General features: G+C 55.8%; 14 protein-coding genes, 1 tRNA gene, 3 pseudogenes and 1 other annotated feature. Of the genes and pseudogenes, 14 read left to right on the top strand and 4 right to left on the bottom strand.

What is annotated here, in order from left to right; all coding sequences use genetic code 11:
* Position 1: 1 nt before the first annotated feature.
* Positions 2-751: an electron transfer flavoprotein subunit beta/FixA family protein gene (locus tag VF673_RS09340; RefSeq protein ID WP_440291722.1), complete on the bottom strand. Its 750-nt coding sequence runs from the start codon at positions 749-751 to the stop codon at positions 2-4.
* Between the two features lie 527 nt (positions 752-1278).
* On the opposite strand from VF673_RS09340, the gene VF673_RS09335 reads away from it, so the two are divergent.
* The 11 genes and pseudogenes from VF673_RS09335 to VF673_RS09285 all read left to right on the top strand — a co-directional run.
* A complete protein-coding gene (locus VF673_RS09335; RefSeq protein WP_440291721.1) occupies positions 1279-2310 on the top strand; it encodes an NADP-dependent oxidoreductase in 1032 nt (343 codons plus the stop codon).
* A gap of 278 nt (positions 2311-2588) precedes the next feature.
* Positions 2589-3826 (top strand): IS3 family transposase gene (locus tag VF673_RS09330; RefSeq protein WP_440291720.1). Its coding sequence is split into 2 segments (ribosomal slippage): positions 2589-2874 and positions 2874-3826, totalling 1239 coding nucleotides; the frame shifts between segments, so codons are not numbered across the junction.
* Positions 2867-2998: a sequence feature (AL1L pseudoknot), on the top strand. (Overlaps the previous gene by 132 nt.)
* A 251-nt stretch (positions 3827-4077) precedes the next feature.
* On the top strand, positions 4078-5358 hold the full coding sequence (locus tag VF673_RS09325; RefSeq protein ID WP_440291719.1) for an acyl-CoA dehydrogenase family protein: 1281 nt from the start codon (positions 4078-4080) through the stop codon (positions 5356-5358).
* Between the two features lie 54 nt (positions 5359-5412).
* Positions 5413-6546: a saccharopine dehydrogenase family protein gene (locus VF673_RS09320; protein WP_440291718.1), complete on the top strand. Its 1134-nt coding sequence runs from the start codon at positions 5413-5415 to the stop codon at positions 6544-6546.
* 22 nt (positions 6547-6568) lie between these two features.
* A complete protein-coding gene (locus tag VF673_RS09315) occupies positions 6569-7411 on the top strand; it encodes an enoyl-CoA hydratase/isomerase family protein (RefSeq protein WP_440291717.1) in 843 nt (280 codons plus the stop codon).
* An 18-nt stretch (positions 7412-7429) separates the two neighbouring features.
* Positions 7430-8986, top strand: coding sequence for an AMP-binding protein (locus tag VF673_RS09310; protein ID WP_440291716.1), 1557 nt, complete (start codon positions 7430-7432; stop codon positions 8984-8986).
* Positions 8987-9122: 136 nt separating this feature from the next.
* Positions 9123-10796 carry a sulfatase-like hydrolase/transferase gene (locus VF673_RS09305; RefSeq protein ID WP_440291715.1) on the top strand — a complete coding sequence of 558 codons (1674 nt, stop codon included), beginning with the start codon at positions 9123-9125 and terminating at the stop codon, positions 10794-10796.
* A gap of 20 nt (positions 10797-10816) precedes the next feature.
* Positions 10817-11848, top strand: coding sequence for an NADP-dependent oxidoreductase (locus tag VF673_RS09300; protein WP_440291714.1), 1032 nt, complete (start codon positions 10817-10819; stop codon positions 11846-11848).
* A complete protein-coding gene (locus VF673_RS09295; protein ID WP_440291713.1) occupies positions 11845-12729 on the top strand; it encodes an SDR family oxidoreductase in 885 nt (294 codons plus the stop codon). The genes VF673_RS09300 and VF673_RS09295 overlap by 4 nt, the downstream gene beginning before the upstream one ends.
* 42 nt (positions 12730-12771) lie before the next feature.
* Positions 12772-13014: pseudogene (locus VF673_RS09290) on the top strand (IS3 family transposase); the annotation flags it as partial.
* A 1038-nt stretch (positions 13015-14052) separates the two neighbouring features.
* Positions 14053-14262 (top strand): annotated as a pseudogene (locus VF673_RS09285) (ISNCY-like element ISMaq5 family transposase); the annotation flags it as partial.
* A gap of 93 nt (positions 14263-14355) precedes the next feature.
* On the opposite strand, the gene istB reads toward VF673_RS09285, so the two are convergent.
* Together istB and istA are read right to left on the bottom strand one after the other, a co-directional pair.
* A complete protein-coding gene (gene istB, locus VF673_RS09280) occupies positions 14356-15111 on the bottom strand; it encodes an IS21-like element helper ATPase IstB (RefSeq protein WP_095624296.1) in 756 nt (251 codons plus the stop codon).
* 14 nt (positions 15112-15125) lie between these two features.
* On the bottom strand, positions 15126-16670 hold the full coding sequence (gene istA / locus VF673_RS09275; RefSeq protein ID WP_440291712.1) for an IS21 family transposase: 1545 nt from the start codon (positions 16668-16670) through the stop codon (positions 15126-15128).
* Positions 16671-16904: 234 nt separating this feature from the next.
* On the opposite strand from istA, the pseudogene VF673_RS09270 reads away from it, so the two are divergent.
* A pseudogene (locus VF673_RS09270) lies at positions 16905-17504 on the top strand (ISNCY-like element ISMaq5 family transposase); the annotation flags it as partial.
* Between the two features lie 180 nt (positions 17505-17684).
* Here the strand turns inward: VF673_RS09270 and VF673_RS09265 are convergent.
* Positions 17685-17761, bottom strand: a tRNA-Asp gene (locus VF673_RS09265).
* A gap of 159 nt (positions 17762-17920) precedes the next feature.
* Here VF673_RS09265 and VF673_RS09260 point away from each other — a divergent pair.
* Both VF673_RS09260 and VF673_RS09255 read left to right on the top strand, forming a co-directional pair.
* On the top strand, positions 17921-18091 hold the full coding sequence (locus tag VF673_RS09260; protein ID WP_090537234.1) for a DUF2897 family protein: 171 nt from the start codon (positions 17921-17923) through the stop codon (positions 18089-18091).
* A 90-nt stretch (positions 18092-18181) separates the two neighbouring features.
* Positions 18182-18712 carry a DUF2058 domain-containing protein gene (locus VF673_RS09255; protein WP_440291711.1) on the top strand — a complete coding sequence of 177 codons (531 nt, stop codon included), beginning with the start codon at positions 18182-18184 and terminating at the stop codon, positions 18710-18712.
* Positions 18713-18717: the final 5 nt, after the last annotated feature.

The raw sequence follows: 18717 nt of genomic DNA, 5'->3' as shown, positions 1-18717 counted from the left end.
GTCAGATCACCTTGGCTTCGTTCTTCAGTTTGTCGACCAGCTCATCAACGGTCTTGACCTTGATGCCGGCGCTGCGGGCGGCCGGGGCTTCGACCTTGACGGTGCTCAGGGTGGAGGCGGTGCTCACGCCCAGTTCTTCCGGCTTGAGGGTTTCCAGCGGCTTCTTCTTGGCCTTCATGATGTTCGGCAGCGAAGCGTAGCGTGGCTCGTTCAGGCGCAGGTCGGTGGTGACGATGGCCGGCAGTTTCAGGTCAACGGTCTGCAGACCGCCGTCGATCTCGCGGGTAACCTTGACCCGGTCGCCTTCGACGTTGACCGCGGAGGCGAAGGTGCCCTGGGCGTAGCCGGACAGCGCCGCCAGCATCTGGCCGGTCTGGTTGTTGTCGGAGTCGATGGCCTGCTTGCCGAGGATCACCAGCTGCGGCTGTTCCTTGTCGACCACAGCCTTGAGCAGCTTGGCGATGGCCAGCGAGTTCAGCTCATCGGCGGACTCGACCAGCACGGCGCGGTCGGCACCCAGGGCCAGGGCGGTACGCAGCTGCTCCTGAGCAGCGGTCGGGCCGACGGAGACCGCAACGATTTCGGTGGCAACGCCTTTTTCCTTCAGGCGTACGGCCTCTTCCACGGCGATTTCGCAGAAGGGGTTCATGGACATCTTGACGTTGGCGAGGTCGACACCGCTGTTGTCCGCCTTGACGCGAACCTTGACGTTGTAGTCAACAACGCGCTTTACGGCCACCAATACTTTCATGGAAATATTGCTCCTTCTTGTTTGTACGTAGCACTCACTACTCTGGTATTGAATAATCCACCGGAGTCTATGAAGAGCAACTTTCCATTTCCATCGCAGGTGCCGTCACCCCCTCTTCGTGGGTGGCCTTTACCCCCTCATAAATGAATAATTTTTCCACGGGCAACCTACCCAACCGCAGAGTACCCCTCTTTGATGGGGGGGTGCTGGCTGCTTCCACTCCTTACTGTGCTCCATATCGAGCATTTGGCGATGGCCACTTGCAGTATGCGATCCCACATAACGGGCGCACGGCCAGCCACGCCGACAAGAATAAAAAGTAAGGAGTACAAATATGAGTACGCGCTATGAAGTTCTCCTGCCACAGGTAGAACTGTCGGGCTTCGACATCACACTCAGCTCTACTTCATAGGGGTGGACTTTATTGCCTGTCTCCCTCGAAGTCCGGTGGGCAAGGTGCTCAAGAAAGAAATCCGGGAACCCTACTGGTGCGCTACCCAGCGTCACATCTAAAGCAAGGATTCTGTATGACAACAATAAGAGTGAATCGCCAGTGGTTACTGGCCCGCCGTCCAGTTGGCAGCGTACGCCCCGACGACTTTGAATACCATGAAGGCCAGATCCCCTCCCCCGGTGCTGGCGACGTGCTGGTACGTAGCCTCTACTTCGGCTACGACGCCAGCCAGCGCATCTGGCTCACCGAAGACGGTGGCTACATGCCCTCGATCCAGATCGGCGAACCGATGCGCAGCATGGGCATCGGCCAGGTGGTGGAGTCCGGCAACCCGGACTACGCCGCCGGCGACCTGGTGGAAGGCTTCATGAGCTGGCAGGACTATGTGATCATGCGCACCGATGGTCCCATGCCGCTGCGCAAACTGCCCAAGGCCGACTATCCCCTGTCCTGGAACCTCGGTGTATTTGGCGTTGGCGGCCTGACGGCCTATTTCGGCGTCAGCGACGGGCTCAGGATCAAGCCGGGCGATACCGTCGTGGTTTCCGCCGCTACCGGCGCCACTGGCTCACTGGCCGGTGGCATCGCCAAGGCACTCGGTGCCGGCAAGGTCATCGGCATCGCCGGCGGACCCGAAAAATGCCGCTGGATCAAGGAGAAGGCCGGCTATGACGAGGCCATCGACTATCTCAACGATGACCTCGCCGAGCGCTTGCGCGAGCTGTGCCCCGATGGTGTGAACGCCTATTTCGACAATGTCGGCGGGGACATGTTGGACACCCTCCTGCTGCACATGGCCCCGCGCGGCCGCGTGCTCATCTGCGGTGCCATGTCGTCGGGTTATACTGACGTCAAGCTGCAGGGTCCGAGCAACTACATGCGCATCTGCACGCACATGCTGACGGTTCAAGGCATCCTTCTGTTCTTCTATCGCGACCGTCTCGAGGAAGGTGCTGCGCAGATGGCGCGTTGGATCTCCGAAGGTAAACTCCACGTAGAAGAGAACGTGTTCGAAGGCTTCGAGAAGGCCCCCGAGCTGTTACCAACCGTTTTCGGCGGCAAAAATCCGGGCAAACTTTTGCTCAAGGTGGCCGACCCATCATGACGCACTCCATAAATACTAAACCAACAGTGCTGGTCACCGAGGTCTCCAGTGGTATCGGTCTGACTATCGCCGAAGATTTGCGTCAGCGCGGCTATCGGGTCTTCGATAGTGCGCGCTGCGCGTCGGATGTCGAGAGCCTCAGTAAGCGTTGAGACATAGCTTGCACCGCTGATATGGTGTCGAACACAACGAGACTACTGCACCCACATATCAGGTACACCGGGATCCGTGAATCGCACCGGGTTTCGTGGAGGCCTCAACTCTTGAGAGAATGAGGCATGAAGAAATCTAATAGCTATTCCCCTGAAGTCCGTGAACGTGCTGTGCGCATGGTTCTGGAGAACCTGAAGGACTACCCCTCCGAATGGGCAGCCATCGAATCCATTGCGCCCAAGATTGGCTGTGTCCCCCAGACGCTGCATGGCTGGATACGCAAACACCAGACTGATATTGGCCACCGCCCCGGCCAGACGACCGAGGAACGAGAACGCATCAAGGCTCTGGAACGCGAGAACCGGGAACTGCGCAAAGCGAACGAGATTCTGCGCCTGGCCAGTGCGTATTTTGCCCAGGCGGAGCCCGACTGGCCGGCACCCCGGCGCCGCAACAAACCCTGAACGCCTTCGTTGACGAGTACCGTGACCGCTACGGAGTCGAGTCGATCTATCGGGTAATCCAGATCGCTCCGTCCGGTTATTACGTGCATGCAGCCAAAGCCCGTCAACCCGAACTGCGAAGCGCTCGTGCCAAACAGGACGAGCTGTTGAGCGATAAAATCCAGCGAGTCTGGGATGACAATATGCAGTGCTATGGCGTCGTGAAAGTTTGGAAGCAACTCAAGCGTGAGGGCATTGATATTGCTCGCTGCACGGTACAGCGGCTGATGCGTCAACTGGGCCTGCAGGGCGTTCGTCGCGGTCATGTGATCCACACCACCATCCCGAATGAGAACGCGATTTGTCCGCTGGATAGGGTCCAACGCCAGTTCCATGCGGATCGACCCAATCAGCTATGGGTGTCCGACTTTACTTATGTTCCAACGTGGCAAGGCTGGCTCTACGTCGCCTTCGTGGTCGATGTATTTGCCCGGCGTATCGTTGGCTGGCGGGTGAGCAACAGCATGCGAACAGACTTCGTTCTGGATGCCCTGGAGCAAGCGCTGCACGCTCGACAGCCGAGCCGCATGGACGGCCTGATACACCATAGCGACAGGGGCAGCCAATACGTCTCCATCCGATACACCGAGCGTCTCGCTGAGGCCGGCATAGAGCCCTCTGTAGGCAGCAAAGGCGATAGCTATGACAACGCTTTGGCTGAAACCATCAACGGGTTATACAAAGCGGAGCTGATCTATCGGCAGTCCTGGCGTAGTCGCGAAGCCGTGGAAATCGCCACTTTGAAATGGGTTCACTGGTACAACCACCAGCGGTTGCTGAGCTCGATTGGGTATATACCCCCGGCAGAAGCTGAGGCAAACTTCTACCAGCAACAATCCGGTCAGACCATGGCGGCCTGACTTAAACGAAATGGCCTCCATAAAACCCGGTACGATTCAGTTACCGTAGCGAGCATCCTTACCTAAAGGGGGGTGTCCAGTTTCACTAGACCGGTGCAAGTACCCCTCTTTGATGGGGGGGTGCTGAGCGCTCCCACTCCTTACTGTGCTTCATATTGAGAATCTGGCGATGGCCGCTTGCAGCATGCGATCCCATATAACGGGAGCACGGCTATTCACGCCGACAAGAATAAAAAAGCGAGGAGTAAAATATGAGTACGCGCTATGAAGTTCCCCTGCCACAGGTAGAACTGTCGGGCTTCGACATCACACTCAGTGAAGAGGAGCAAGGCGTTCAACAGACCATGCACCGCTTTGCCCGTGATGTGATGCGCCCCCTTGGCCAGGAGATTGACCGCCTTCCTGCAGAGCAAGCCTATCTGCCAGGCTCCCCGTTCTGGGAATACCACGCCGAAATGCAAAAGCTCGGTTTCGGTCCTGAAGCCATGGAGGGGCTTGAACCAGCCGCCGCCGCCCGGCTGGAAGGCATAGTGATAGAGGAGCTGGGCTGGGGTGACGCAGGCCTTACCGTCTCTACGGGTGCTGGTGGTTTGCCGATGACGATGGCCCGAGCCAGTGGCCAACAGGAGTTGATAGACCTGTGTGAAGGTAAGCTGGGCTGCTGGTGTGCTACTCAGCCTGACCGTGGCTCAGATGGGCTGATTCTCTATCCTGAAGAGCGTCACCCCGGGTCGAAAGGTAATAAGGGTAACCTGCATGCGACTTTCACCCCCGATGAAATCATCATCAATGGGCAGACCTCGGCATGGGTCTCCAATGGTGCTGTAGCTCAGGTAGCTCTAGTCGATATCGTGGCCGATTATGGCGACGGTTTTTACGATGAACATGGCAATACCTTTGGAACCAACATCATTGTACCGCTGGACATCAAGGGAGTGTCACGCGGTAAGCCGCTGGAGAAGCTTGGCAAGCGTGCATTACCGCAAGGTGAGGTTTACTTTGACAATGTACGCGTACCCAAGCGATTCGCCATCGCCACACGCGACGACTATGAACTCAAACATGCCTATGCCTGGGCCCATGCTGGCACTGCCATGAGCCATATCTCCGCTGGACTGGCTCGCGCAGCGTTCGAGCTGGCCCTGGCTTATGTGCATGAGCGCAAGCAGGGCGGGACTTTGCTCGCCAACCATCAGCTCACTCAGTATCGGCTGGGCGGCCTTGGCATAAAAGTGGAATCCATCCGTGCCATGGCTCGTCATGTAGCGCTCTACACAAAATGCTCTCCGCGACCACATCCTTACTTCACCGCCTCCGGGAAAACATTCTGTACCAATGAGCTGATGGATGTAGTGAACGAGTCGCTGCAACTCTTCGGCGGCGCTGGCCTGACACGTGAATACCCTATCGAAAAGATGATGCGTGATGCCCGAGCAATGCAAATAGAGGATGGCGAAAACAACATCCTGCAGATGCATTACGGCCATCTGCTCAGTCGCCTGCACCAGCAAGAAGGCTGGGGCCGCGCCTGAGGCGTAACCAGTCATTGAATTCGTCTAGCTACAATAAATAATAGGAGTTTCATCTTGAATACCGATTATCCAGTCGTCATTTATGGTGCCAGCGGCTATACCGCTCGCCTGATCGCTGAGCATCTTCGTGATATGGGCGTGCCTTTCATCGCTGCCGGGCGTAATCGCAAGCGCATTGAGGAAGCCATGGCCATCGTCCCGGGGATAGAGAACGCCCGGTATGAAATTGTCGAGATCGAACACAACGTGGAAGCCTTGACCAAGCTGCTCACCGGACGCAAGGTCATATGTAATACGGTAGGCCCCTTCATGCGCTACAACCTGGAGGTCGCGGAGGCTTGTCTGCGTAGTGGGGTGCATTACCTGGATACCACTGGCGAGCAATCCGCAATTCTGCAGCTTGACGAGCATTTCGGTAAGGAGTTTGCCAAAGCTGGGTTGGTCATGGTGCCCTCAACAGCTTATATGTATGGACTGAGCGAGATCGGCGCGCAATTCTGTCTGGAAACCCCTGGTGTTGATTCCCTGCGTCTGCATGGCATAGGCAACGCTGTCCCCACCGTAGCCTCGGCACAAACTATTCTGGATGCCGTACGCCGCCCCAGCTATTACCTCAAGGATAATGAACTAGTTCGCTATCCCGGTATTGAAAACGGCAAGGTCTGCACCCCTTCAGGCGAGGTTCTCATCACCTCCAACTGGGGCGGCTCCTCCAATCCGATCTGGTTCAGCCGCGACGGTCGTGTGCGCAATTGCAAGATGGATGTCGCTATCTGGAACCAGGAACTTTATAAAAAAGAACTGGAAATTGAACGCGCTTACAAAGTGCAGCTGCAGTGGCTACCAGAAGATCAATTGACCCAGGTAATGGATCATATGGCCAAAGGAGTCACGCCTGACACCCCTCCTCGTGAGTCTCGCCAGGTGCATCGCTCAATCGATATCTGTCTAGCCACAGGGAATAACGTAGCAGTTAAAAGCACCATTTACAGCACTGGTGGCTACCTCACGACGGGCCTGTTGCAGGCCTACGCAGCTCGACGGCTGATGTCGGAAACTCCGCGTGTCACAGGTCTACGTTCCCCAAGTTCAGTGTTCGGCCATCGCGAACTGATGGGCGCGTTGCAGAGCTGGGGCTATGCCTCCATTAAGGTCGAACAGCTTGCTGCTCCCGGACAACCACTCTAACCCGAACCTGAGGATCCAGAATATGAATTTCGCCACCCTTTCCGTGAAGCAGGAAGGTACTCTTCTGCATGTCACAGTCAATAACCCTCCCATCAACCTGATGAATGGTCAGATGGTAGGAGAACTGTTCCAACTGGCTGGTTATCTGCATACCGCCCCAGATGTCCGGGTCGTTCTCCTGGATAGCGCCGACCCTGATTTCTTCATAGCGCATTTTGACCTGGAAGATCTGGTTGCGCATGCATCAGACCCATCGAAAGCCAGCAAGTACCCTGACATCAATGCCCTACAAGCCTTAGCGCTATCCTGGCAAGCACTACCACAGGTCACTATCGCCAAGATCAATGGTCGTTGCCGTGGCGGCGGATTTGAATTCGCTCTAGGCCTGGATATGCGCTTTGCTACCCAGGAGTCACTGTTTTGCCTGCCGGAGACCAGCGGTGGGTTTCTTGCCTGCGGCGGCGGCACCACTCGTACAGCGCTGGCGGCTGGACCGAGCCGCGCTCTTGAAGTATTGCTCAGTGCACGTGACTTCAGTGGCATGGAAGCCGAGCGCTACGGATTGATCAACCGCGCACTACCAGCTGATGAAATCAATTCTTACCTGGAAGATTTGGTAGGCCGTCTGATCAAACGCTCGCCAGAGGTAGTAGCAATGGTTCGCGAAGCGCTGCGCCAGGCTTACGCACCAATGGTTGAACCGATGTTCGCAGGGCTGGCGGCCGAAAATGACGGGCTGCGTATCGCCCTGGCTGGTCAGGAAATGCCGGACGGAATCAAAGCGCTGCTCGCTGCGGGCCAGACACGTGAGAACGAACTGGATCTGCCGGCAACACTGGCGCGAGTCCAGTCACCAACACAATAAGCGCATCAGGTAAGCATTATGGCTATTACTGACTTTTTCGATCGCGGCCGCAGCCTTGCCGGCCAAGCTCCAGCATTTGTAATGAATGATCAACAATGGAGCTTTGATGAAGCTTACGACATAAGTTGTCAAGTGGCGCAGGGGCTGACCGCACTGAAGTACCCCAAGGAGACAAAGGTTGCGGTACTGTCGGCCAACCACCCTTTATCATGGATATGCGTACTGGGGTTGTGGCGCGCAGGATTCACCTGGGTGCCGTTGAACCCACGTAGCAGCTTAGAAGAGCAGCAGCATTTACTGCACGGCTTTGATGTTGAAATACTCTTCTTTCAGCAGAGTTTCCTACCCATCGTAGCGCAGCTGCGAGAGTTGTGCCCGCAACTACGCAAGCTCATATGTATCGATGGCGCCGGGCAAAATCACGAATCGCTGCCATCCTGGATTGCCAATCACCCGAAAGCTCCGCCTGCTGTCATCCCCGACTCTGATGACCTTGCGGCTATCATGCCTACCGGCGGGACTACCGGATTGCCCAAAGGCGTGATGCTATCCCATCGTAATCTTGGCGTTTCTATCGCGTTCTCCATCATAAACAACCACTACGAGCCTCATCAGCCGATAGTCAACCTCGCCGCTGCACCGATGACTCATTCAGCTGGTTTCCTGTCTCTGCCAGCGAGCGCACGCGGCGGCACTGTGGTGGTTCTGAACACGCCCGACCCGGAGGCTCTGCTCAACACCATCGAACAGCATGGCGTGACGGAGCTTTTCCTACCGCCTACTGTGATTTATCGACTGCTCGAAATGCCTGGTATTCGTCAGCGCGATTTGTCATCACTGCGCTACTTCATGTATGGCGCTGCCCCCATGGCAGTAGAAAAACTCAAGCAGGCACTTTCCCTATTTGGCCCTGTGATGCTGCAGGGGTATGGACAAACTGAGGCTCCTGGTGGCATCGCCTCTCTGCTCCCAAGTGATCATTTTATAGATGGAGAATTGGCTCCTAACGAGCGTCTCGCCGCCTGTGGCCGCCCTTCTGTGCTCAACACACTGGCCATCATGGACGATGCCGGTAATATTCTGCCCCAAGGCAGCAACGGCGAGATCTGCGTGCGTGGCGACATTGTCATGAAGGGTTACTACAAACAGCCCGACAAGACAGCTGAAACCATTATCGACGGTTGGCTACATACCGGCGACGTTGGTCATCTGGATAAGGAAGGTCTGCTACATATCACCGACCGCAAGCGTGACATGATCATCAGCGGGGGCTTCAATATCTACCCCAGTGAAGTAGAGCAGGTACTGTGGTCTCACCCAGCCGTACTGGATTGTGCAGTAATTGGTGTGCCAGACGATCAATGGGGCGAAGCAGTAAAAGCTGTCATTGAGCTCAAGCCTGACACCCAGGTAAGCGCCGAAGAACTGATCCAGCTATGCAAGCAGAAGCTCGGCTCAGTGAAAGCACCTAAAAGTGTAGACTTCATTGCCTGCCTCCCGCGAAGCCCAGTGGGAAAGGTTCTTAAAAAAGAGATTCGGGAACGTTATTGGAATAATGTAGAACGTAAAATTTAAATAACACTGATCTGCCGTCGGCGCTGAATATACGCCGACGACAGAAAACCAAGCTCACTCTACAGCCATATCCAAGGCGCAGCCTACTGTTTTCAATAAAAAATAAAACCCAGAAAATATAAAAAGGACAACTACAATGTCGATCAGAGATAGGTTTTCTTATTTCCTATTGATCACTCTAATTCCTGTACTGGCCACAACAGCACATGCTAAGGATAGCCGACCAAATATTCTGCTAATAATGGCTGACGATCTAGGTTACTCAGATATAGGTGCGACCGGAAGCGAGATAAATACACCTAATCTTGATGAACTAGCCAGGGAAGGCATGATGCTGAGCAACCTCCGTGTTGCTCCCAATTGTTCGCCAACCCGTGCTATGTTGATGTCTGGCGCTCCGGCTCATCAAGCCGGATTGGGCGCGATGGCAGAAGCCCTGCTGGATAATCAGAAAGGCCAGCCCGGATACGAAGGATACCTGAACTTTCGTGCCGTCTCATTTGTCGAGCTGCTGCGGGATAGTGGTTACCGTACCTACATGGCAGGTAAGTGGCACTTGGGTATGGAGTCCGATCAAAGCCCCAGAGCCCGAGGCTTTGATCAATCCTTTTCCTTATTACAAGGAGGCGCCCACCATTTTGACCAAACAACGGCATATCCAACTACTCCCAAAGCAGTTTATCGTGACAACGGGCGTCTTGTTGAAAAGCTACCAGAAAACTTCAAATTTTCCAGTGATTTCTTTACCGACAAGCTGATCGAGTATATCGAGCGTGACCGTGCTACCGCACAACCATTTTTTGCATATGCAGCCTATACTGCTCCTCACTGGCCAATTCAAGCTCCCTCTGAATATACGTCGCGCTACAAGGGTGAATACGACGTTGGTTACGAGGTCATCCAAGAAAACCGTATCAACAGAATGAAGGAGCTTGGCTTATTACCATCGTCTTTTCCCGTTCAGCAACTTCCTAGTCAATCGCTGTGGCCAAGCTGGGATAAGCTGACACCAGCCCAACGCGAACGTGAGTCGCGCAGGATGGAAGTATACGCAGGAATGGTTGATAACCTCGATTACAATATCGGAAGGATAATTTCCTATTTAAAATCAATAGGTGAGTATGAAAACACCTTTATCGTATTTCTTTCCGATAATGGGCCTGAGGGCAATACGTTCAGTTCGCAGCATCCTGAAGTTAAAAGATGGCGAAAATGGATAGATGATACATTTGATAACAGTCTCGAGAACATAGGCCATAAAAACTCCTATGAGTTTCAAGGACCAGGCTGGGCCAGTGTAAGCGCCACACCCCATCGGCTTTTCAAAGCATTTCCGGCAGAAGGCGGAGTACGTACACCTGCCATCATGACACACAAAGGAGTGATCTCTGAAGGCCAGCGCTCCCACGCCATGATCAGCGTCATGGACCTGGCTCCCACCTTCCTGGACTTGGCTCAGGTTGACTTCCCTCAGGACCGCTATCGCGATCAGGAAGTACTACCAATGCAAGGCAAATCAATATTGCCTCTTGTCCTGAAAGAAACTCAGAGGATACACGACTCCGACTATGCGCTAAGCACCGAACTATGGGGTAGCCGCTCAGTCGTTCAGGACGGTTGGAAAATCCTCTGGATGCCAAAGCCATTTGGACATGCTCGCTGGGAATTATTCAACCTGACAGACGATCCTAGCGAGAGCATTGATTTAGCTGAAGAACACCCTGAAATATTGCAAAAAATGCTAGCACAGTGGGAAAGATACGCTGAAGAAAACGGGGTCATCCTGCCTGAAGTACCTGCCGGCTACTAACCAAAAGAGGCTTTCAACTCATGACTACAGCAACAACTAACCGCCAGTGGTTGCTGGCTCGCCGCCCATCAGAAGCAGTGAAGCCCAGTGATTTTGAATACCAGGAAGGCCCGATCCCCACATTGGCAGACGGTGAGATTCTGGTACGAACTATATATTTCAGCTATGACGCCAGCCAGCGTATCTGGCTCACCGAAGACGGTGGCTATATGCAACCTATCCAGATCGGCGAAGCCATGCGTACTGTAGGTATCGGCCAGGTTGTCCAGTCCCTTAATCCAGAGTATCCCATCGATAGTCTGGTGGAAGGATTTATGGCTTGGCAAGACTATGTGGTTGTCCGTGCGGACGGCCCGATGCCGCTGCGCATACTGCCTGTCGCTGATTATCCTCTATCCTGGCATCTGGGCGTATTCGGTGTGGCCGGACTGACCGCCTACTTCGGTGTTACCGATGGGTTGAAAGTCAAACCAGGCGACACTGTAGTTATTTCAGCAGCGTCCGGCGCTACCGGCTCACTAGCCGGTAGCATCGCCAGAGCTATGGGTGCAAAAATTGTCATCGGTATTGCAGGCGGTGCCGATAAGTGCCAGTGGCTTGAAGAAAAAGCTGGTTATGACGCGACCATTGACTACAAGAACGACAACCTCACCGAACGTCTAAGCACATTGTGCCCCGAAGGGGTTGATGCCTACTTCGACAATGTTGGCGGTGATATGCTCGATACTCTTTTATTGCATATGGCTCCCCAGGGTCGAGTACTCATCTGCGGTGCCATGTCATCCGGATATACTGACGTGCAACTACAAGGGCCAAAAAACTATATGCGCATTTGCACACATATGCTGACAGTGCAGGGCATTCATCTCTTTTATTATCACGACCGGCTTCAGGAAGGTATTGAAGAGCTTGCAAGACTGGTTAAAGAAAACAAGCTGTATGTTGAAGAAAACCTGTACGAAGGCTTTGAGAAGGCGCCCGAGTTGCTGCCGACCATCTTCAGCGGTAAAGCCCCAGGCAAACTCGTGCTCAAGGTGTCCGACCCATCATGACAAAAATAATCGATATCCAACCTGCCGTACTGGTAACCGGCGTTTCCAGTGGCATTGGCCTGGCCATTGCCGAGGATCTTCTACATAAAGGCTACCGGGTATTTGGTAGCGTACGGCGGGCAGAAGATACTGAAAGTCTTGAGGCACGCTGGGGTAAGTCATTTACCTCTCTGGTATTTGATGTCACTGACAAGACAACCCTGGAAAATGCCGTATCCCTGGTTGAATCCGAACTCGACGGGCAGAACCTGGCAGCATTGATCAACAATGCCGGCGTGAGTTTCGCTGGGCCATTGATACACCAACCGCTGGATGAGATACGCCAGACTTTTGAAGTCAATGTATTTGGCGTTCTCACGGTAACACGTGCTTTCCTGCCTTTACTGGGAGCACGTTCCGGCGCAGTCGGTTCACCGGGGCGAATCGTGAACATCAGCTCTGTATCAGGAGCCATTACTGTGCCGTTCATGGCTGCCTACTCTGCATCCAAGCACGCAGTCGAGGCGTTCACACAGGGTTTACGGCGAGAGCTCAAACCCTACGGCATAGAAGTGTCAGCTATCGAACCAAGTTTCATTCGCTCGCAGCTTTTCGAAAAAGCTGCTTTAGCCAAGCCTTTGGAGCGCTATACCGAAACTGATTATGCGGCGGTATGGCAACAGTTCAATAAGTCGCTGTCGGAGCAAGAGAGCAAGGCCAAGCCACCTGAAATCGTAATCAGAGCAGTGTGGCACGCCATCCAGGCTAAAAAGCCTCGCACCCGCTACCCTCTGGATGGCATCTGGTACGTTGGTAAAATATTGCCTGACCGAGTCTTCGATCAGCTAATTTTCCGGGCGCTAGGTATCACCAAGCTTATAAGTAATCGTTTTGGCAGATAGCGGTTGTAGTGGCCTAATAAAATCCGGCACCCCTTAGGCGACAATGCTCGCTGGTTAGCTGGCTGGGCCATGTCCGATGTGGCGGATGCAGAGCTGGCTGTCAAGGCGCGGGATTACGCTTGAGCGCGGGCGCCATGAGAAGCTCATGCTCCACTCGCATCAGGGTTGTCAGGGTGATTCAGCCGTGCGTTCCGGCAAAGACTCTGGCGTTACCGTATGGTCCAAAGCATGAGTCGCCGCGGCAACTGCCGGAATATTGCACTGATGGAGCGACTGTTCCGCAGCTGCGGAATAAACAACAATAATCAAGGATCGTTAAAAATGAAAACAGCAGTGTTGTTTTGCCTGGTATACCTGTTGTGTCCACTAGCCTCGGCGGACGCACGCAGCGTCCAGCAACTGAGTGAAATCAACAGCCGCAGTCAACTACTGAGCGCCAGTGCCCTGCTCTATTTCAACCCGCATGATCGCACGCCCGACCCTCGCGCCCTGACCGCGGTCTTTCACCACCTCAACACTCTGGATACCTATGTCTTGCAGCTTGGTCAGCCAGCTCTGCTGATGCAACCGCTGCTTGCCATGAGCGATCTATTCAATGAGCTGGATGGCCTGCCCCGCGACCAGCGTGAACGTTATCCGCAGCTGGTTCGGCAACTGTTGATAGAACAGCAAAAACTGCAACAGGCTGCCGACGACCAATTCGCTCGCATCAGTACTACCCCATCATTGCAGCCTCTCAATATCCAGAGCCAAGCCCTAGCCCACCTGCTGCTGGACTACCAACTGCGTCGCTACCCGATGCCGGACAAAGCTGACTTCATCCTGCCCCCGACACAGCGACAAACCCTTGATAGCGCCATTGAACAACGTTTCGACGACCTGCTGGCCGAATATGCGGAACATGCCGCAATACTGACCCAGACCAAGAGCAGCTACCAGTTCGTGCGCGTAGCGTTGCAGCAGGAGAAGGGCCGCACGCATGGCGGAGCCGAATTCTATCTAAGCCGCGCCGTGCTTGATCTCGATGAGCTGGCAATGATGCTAGTAGAAGAAGTGCCTGAGGAATGATCCACCTGGTGCGCTCAAGATCGAACTGATCAGAAAAAACGCTGCACACCAGCCTTAAGGCTAGGGTTTCGACAGAGCGATCTCACCATTCAAGCGTATCGAAGCATCCTTCCGGCCTCGTTAGCTCGTGCCCATCCAGAAACTAATAAGCGGCTGATTTACGGGTAAAAATTCTGGGGATAGGTAAAAGAATCCTCTTGGCTCTGGTATGTTTTAGGTGCGAACAAAAAACGCCAGCAACCAGGAGGATCCAGCATGCGAGAGACCCGCAATGCGCAGGCCAGTATATTCGAACATTACTCGAATCACGAGTATGGCAGCAGACTCCAGAAGCTATCGGAGGTCCTGGACAGGCACCCCGAGATACTGGATCTGGTTGCCGCAGACTTAGTAGACGCGTCCGTTTCAGCCGTTGGGCGAACGGGTCTCAGCGCAGAGAGCGTTTTGCGTTGCCTGCTGTTGAGGTGCGTATTCCGGCGAGCGTGACCGGTCATTCCGGGCATCGTGACCGGTTTGCACACGGCCATCGCGCTGGAGTGGGTTTTGTACTTTAAGCGGTCACGATAGGTCAACTGCCGCCGGTGTTTCAGCCCTGGTTTTTCTCAGTGATTCCCCCTTCAGATTGAGTCGGTGGGCACCGTGGAGGAGCCGGTCCAGGATGGCGTCGGCCAGCGTGGCGGAGCCGATGTAGTCATGCCAGTGCTCGGTCGGCAGCTGACTGGCTATCAGAGTTGAGCCCCGGCCATGCCGGTCTTCGATGACCTCCATCAGGTCCTGTCGCTGCTGCGCGGTCACCTTCTGCATGCCCCAGTCATCCAGGATTAACAGGTCGGTTTTCAGTAGCTGGTTCATCAGCCGGGCGTAGCTGCCATCACCGTGGGCGATGCGCACCTGATCGAACAGCCGTGGCACCCGCAAGTAGCGTACGGACAAGCCTTGCCGGCAAGCCTGGTTACCCAGAGCGCACGCCAGCCAGGTCTTGCCGCAGCCGGTGGGTCCGGTTATGCACAGGTTCAGCGACTGCCTGACCCAGTCGCAGCTGGCCATTTCCGCCATACGAGAGCGCTCCAGTCCGCGTGGGTGGCGATAGTCGATATCTTCAACACAGGACGGCACCCGCAGGTGGGCCGCCTTGAGTAGCCGGTCCAGCCGGCGGTTTTCCCGGTGCAGCACTTCCCGATCCACCAGTAGGGCCAGGCGTTCCTCGAACGCCAAGTCGTGGGTGTCGGGCTGGATGCGCTGTTGCTCCAGGGCATCGCACATGCCGGTTAGTTTCAGTTGGCGCAGGGTATCGAGCGTGTTTTGAGTCAGCATGAGTTTCTCCGGTATCAGTGGTAGTAGTGAGAGCCGCGCACATTGGTGTGGCTGGGCAATTCGGTCATCTCAGTCTCGTCCTCGGATAGGGGCAGAGGCAGCTGATCCAGGCCCTGTTTCAGGATCGACGTAATGCTCTGGTAGCTGGTCGAGTTGATGGCCAGAGCCCGCGCACAGGCCTGCTCCAGACGATCACGGCTGTAGCGACGGCTGAGGTTCAACAGGCCCAGACAGGCGCGGTAACCATGCTCTGGATGGGGGCGGTCCCGGAGCTGCATCTGGACGACCGCCTGCGTGCTGGGGCCGATGTCCTTGCCCCAGTTGAGGAAGCGTCCGGGCGACCAGTTCTTATGGGCCTGATGCGACTTGGGCATGTGCTCGGTCAGGGTGACGAAGCGGTCCTTGCCGTGGCGGGGGTGCAGCGCCACCCGCTGCCCCTTGTGCATGACCTCCACCGCGTTATGGGTTACTCGCACGTCCAGCACCAGACCCACCAGGGCGTGGGGCACGCTGTACAGCCGCTTCTCCACGTCGATGTGGTAGTCGATGCCTGGCCGCGCTTTGCGCCATTCAGCGTAGACGTAAGGGGTTGCCGGCAGCGGTCGCAGGGCTGGCCGGTCAAGACCTTCGAACAGGCTCCGACGGCTCTCGCTCCGCCCTTGGAACGGACGCTGGTTCAGCGGCGGTAACAGGTCGGCAATGGCCTTGTTCAGTTCGGCCAGGGTGAAGAAGGTCTGGTGCCGCAACCGGGCCAGGATCCAGCGCTCGACCAACAGCACGGCGGCTTCGGCTTTTGCCTTGTCCTTGGGCTTGTAGGGTCGTGCAGGCAGCACCGCAGTTCGGTAGTGCGCGGCCAGATCCGCGTAGGTCTCATTGATCGAGGGGGTGTATCGGTCTGCCTTGGTCACGGCAGCCTTGAGGTTGTCCGGCACCAGCAGCTCTGGCACCCCGCCGAAGAAGGCGAACATCCGCAGGTGCGAGGCAATCCAGTCCGGCAGGCGCTGACTCCAGGTGGCCTCGGAGAAAGTGTAGCTGGAGGCCCCCAGCACGGCGACAAAGACCTGTGCCTTGCGGATCTCGCCCGTAGCCCGATCCACCACCGGCACGGTAGGCCCGCAGTAGTCGATGAAGATCTTCTCACCAGCCCGGTGAGCCTGACGCATGCTGCGCCGCTGCCGTTCACGCCAGACCCGGTAGTGATGACAGAACTGGCTGTAACGGTAGGCTTTATCGCCGTGACGCTCCACGTACTCGGCCCAGAGCAGTTGCAGGGTGACACCCTTGGCCTTGAGCTCCTGATGGGCCTGGAAATAGTCCGGCTCGGCAAAGCGTGTGGGTGGTGTTGTGGCCGGGAAAAGCAACGCCTCCAACCGGGACTCGTCAGTGCCCTCAGGCAACGGCCAAGTGACGCCCTGAACCTTAGCCAGGCTGACGTACTTGCCAACCACCCCCTTGGAGATGCCGCAGGCCCGAGCGATGCGCTCATGACTCAGACCTGATTCGTACTTGAGGCGCAAGACCTCGATTATCTGTCGCATGGAAATCCTCGCAACCGGCATCCGCTCTTCCCCGAAGTGAAAAAGAACCGGTATGCCGAATAAAGTTGAAGAATTCCAGCAGGTTGGCGGTGATTCCGGGAGCGTGACCGAGGATTCCGGCATCGTGACCAGTGATTCCGGGGAACCACCCAAAATCGGTCACGATAAAGCGGAATCAACGGTCACGATCGCCCGGAACAGGCGGTCACGTTGAAACGGAATGGGTGGTCACGATGGCGCGGAATACGCATGAGGCAGCAACAGGGTTTCAGCTATGAACAACTGGCCTTTCATTTGTCGGATTCGGTGACCTACCGAACGTTTACCCGATTGCCGGCTCACCTGTCACCCAGCCGATCCTGCCTGCAGTCCACGATTCGCAGCATCAAGCCTGAGACGCTGGAGCAGGCGCACCAAGCGCTTACAAAGCGGCTGCTGGACACAGGGGTTGCTTCGCTGGATAAGCTCCGCATCGACAGTACCGTGGTGGCCAGTCATATTGCTGCGCCCAGTGACAGCCAGTTGTTGAATGATGGTGTTCGTGTGATCAGTCGGCTGCTGGCAAAAAGCAAAGCCGAAACTGGCCTGAAGATCCGTTTTACCGACAAGCGCAAAGCGGCAAAGTCTCTGGCCTTTCGTATATTCAATGCGAAAAAGGCGGTGAGGCAGGCGGATCGGGGACATCAGCAGGTCGTTGACGGTACCGAGGCTTGCGCCTCCACACGGAAATGGCTGGACGCTCTGGTGCACTACAGGGATCTGACATCGCGGGTAATCGAGCAAACGGAACGTCGCGTCATCCAGGGTGAACGGGTTCCATCCGGGGACAAGATTGTCAGCCTGTTCGAGCCGCACATATCGCGCCGCGCTACATCCAACCAGCTGAAAATGAATACCGGTTTTCTAGGGGGAGCAGTCACGATTTGGTCACGCCTTGGTCACAAAGTCAAAATCATTCGCAGGCCAACACCATAAAACCAAACCTCAAGAACGAGAAAAGCCCTTAGCTTTCAACAAGCTAAGGGCTTTCTGATATGGCGCAGCGGACGGGACTCGAACCCGCGACCCCCGGCGTGACAGGCCGGTATTCTAACCGACTGAACTACCGCTGCGCGTCGGTTTGACAAACGTGTTGTCGAAACAGGCGCGCATTGTAATCGTTCAGCGGCTCAAGTCAAGCAGCGACGTTTATTCCCTGTCTCGCCAGCGCATTGCCATACCGCTGGCTATCGCCCATGCTTGGACTGTGCCTATCAATCGGGAGCTGGATAATGCCCACTATCGGCTGGATATTTGTACTCATCATCATTGCTACCGTCATCGGCGGTCTGTACATGCTGCGCAAGACGGCGAACAAGATGCCGATCGGCGAGGAGCAGATGAAAAAGATCAAGGAACGTCAGGCGGAACTCGAGGCCCAGGAGCGCGGCGAGGATCGCTGATCGGGTGCAATGCCCCTGCGGCTTGTTCCTGTAACCTGGAAACACCTAGAATGCGCCTTCTGTTAACTGCTGTCACAGGTGCCACCCCGCATGCTCAATTCACTGCAAGCCCAGCTGCTGAAGGCTGGCCTGGTCGATGAGAAGAAAATCAAGCAGGCCCAGCGCGCCAAGAAGAAGGCTGCCAAGAATACCCCTGAGAAGGTGCAGGATACCGCTGCGGCCGTCGAGCGTGCCCGTGCGGAGAAGGCCGAGCGCGACCGTCAGCTGAATCTGCAGCGCCAGGAGGAAGCCGCGCGCAAGGAGCGCGAGGCCCAGGCCAAGCAGATCATCGAGCAGGCGGTGATCGACCGCAGCACCGGCGATGTGCCCTATCAGTTCGTCGTGAAGAACAAGATCAAGAAGATCCACGTCACCCAGGAGCAGTTCGATCGGCTAAGCCGTGGCCGGCTTGCCATTGTGCGCCTGTCGGGCCAGTTCCAGATCATTCCGCTGGAGGCCGCCGAGAAGGTGGCCGAGCGCGCGCCGCACTGGCCGGTCATCATTGCCAAGGTGGAAGAGCAGCCGGCAGATGAGGACGACCCTTACGCCGCCTACAAGATTCCCGATGACCTGATGTGGTAACTCGG

It is taken from the genome of Halopseudomonas sp. Lyrl_26 (assembly GCF_051948695.1).
In the GTDB taxonomy this organism is placed as follows: domain Bacteria; phylum Pseudomonadota; class Gammaproteobacteria; order Pseudomonadales; family Pseudomonadaceae; genus Halopseudomonas; species Halopseudomonas formosensis.
Note: the sequence above shows the minus strand (reverse complement) of the source record. Positions and strands in the feature narration are given on the sequence as shown.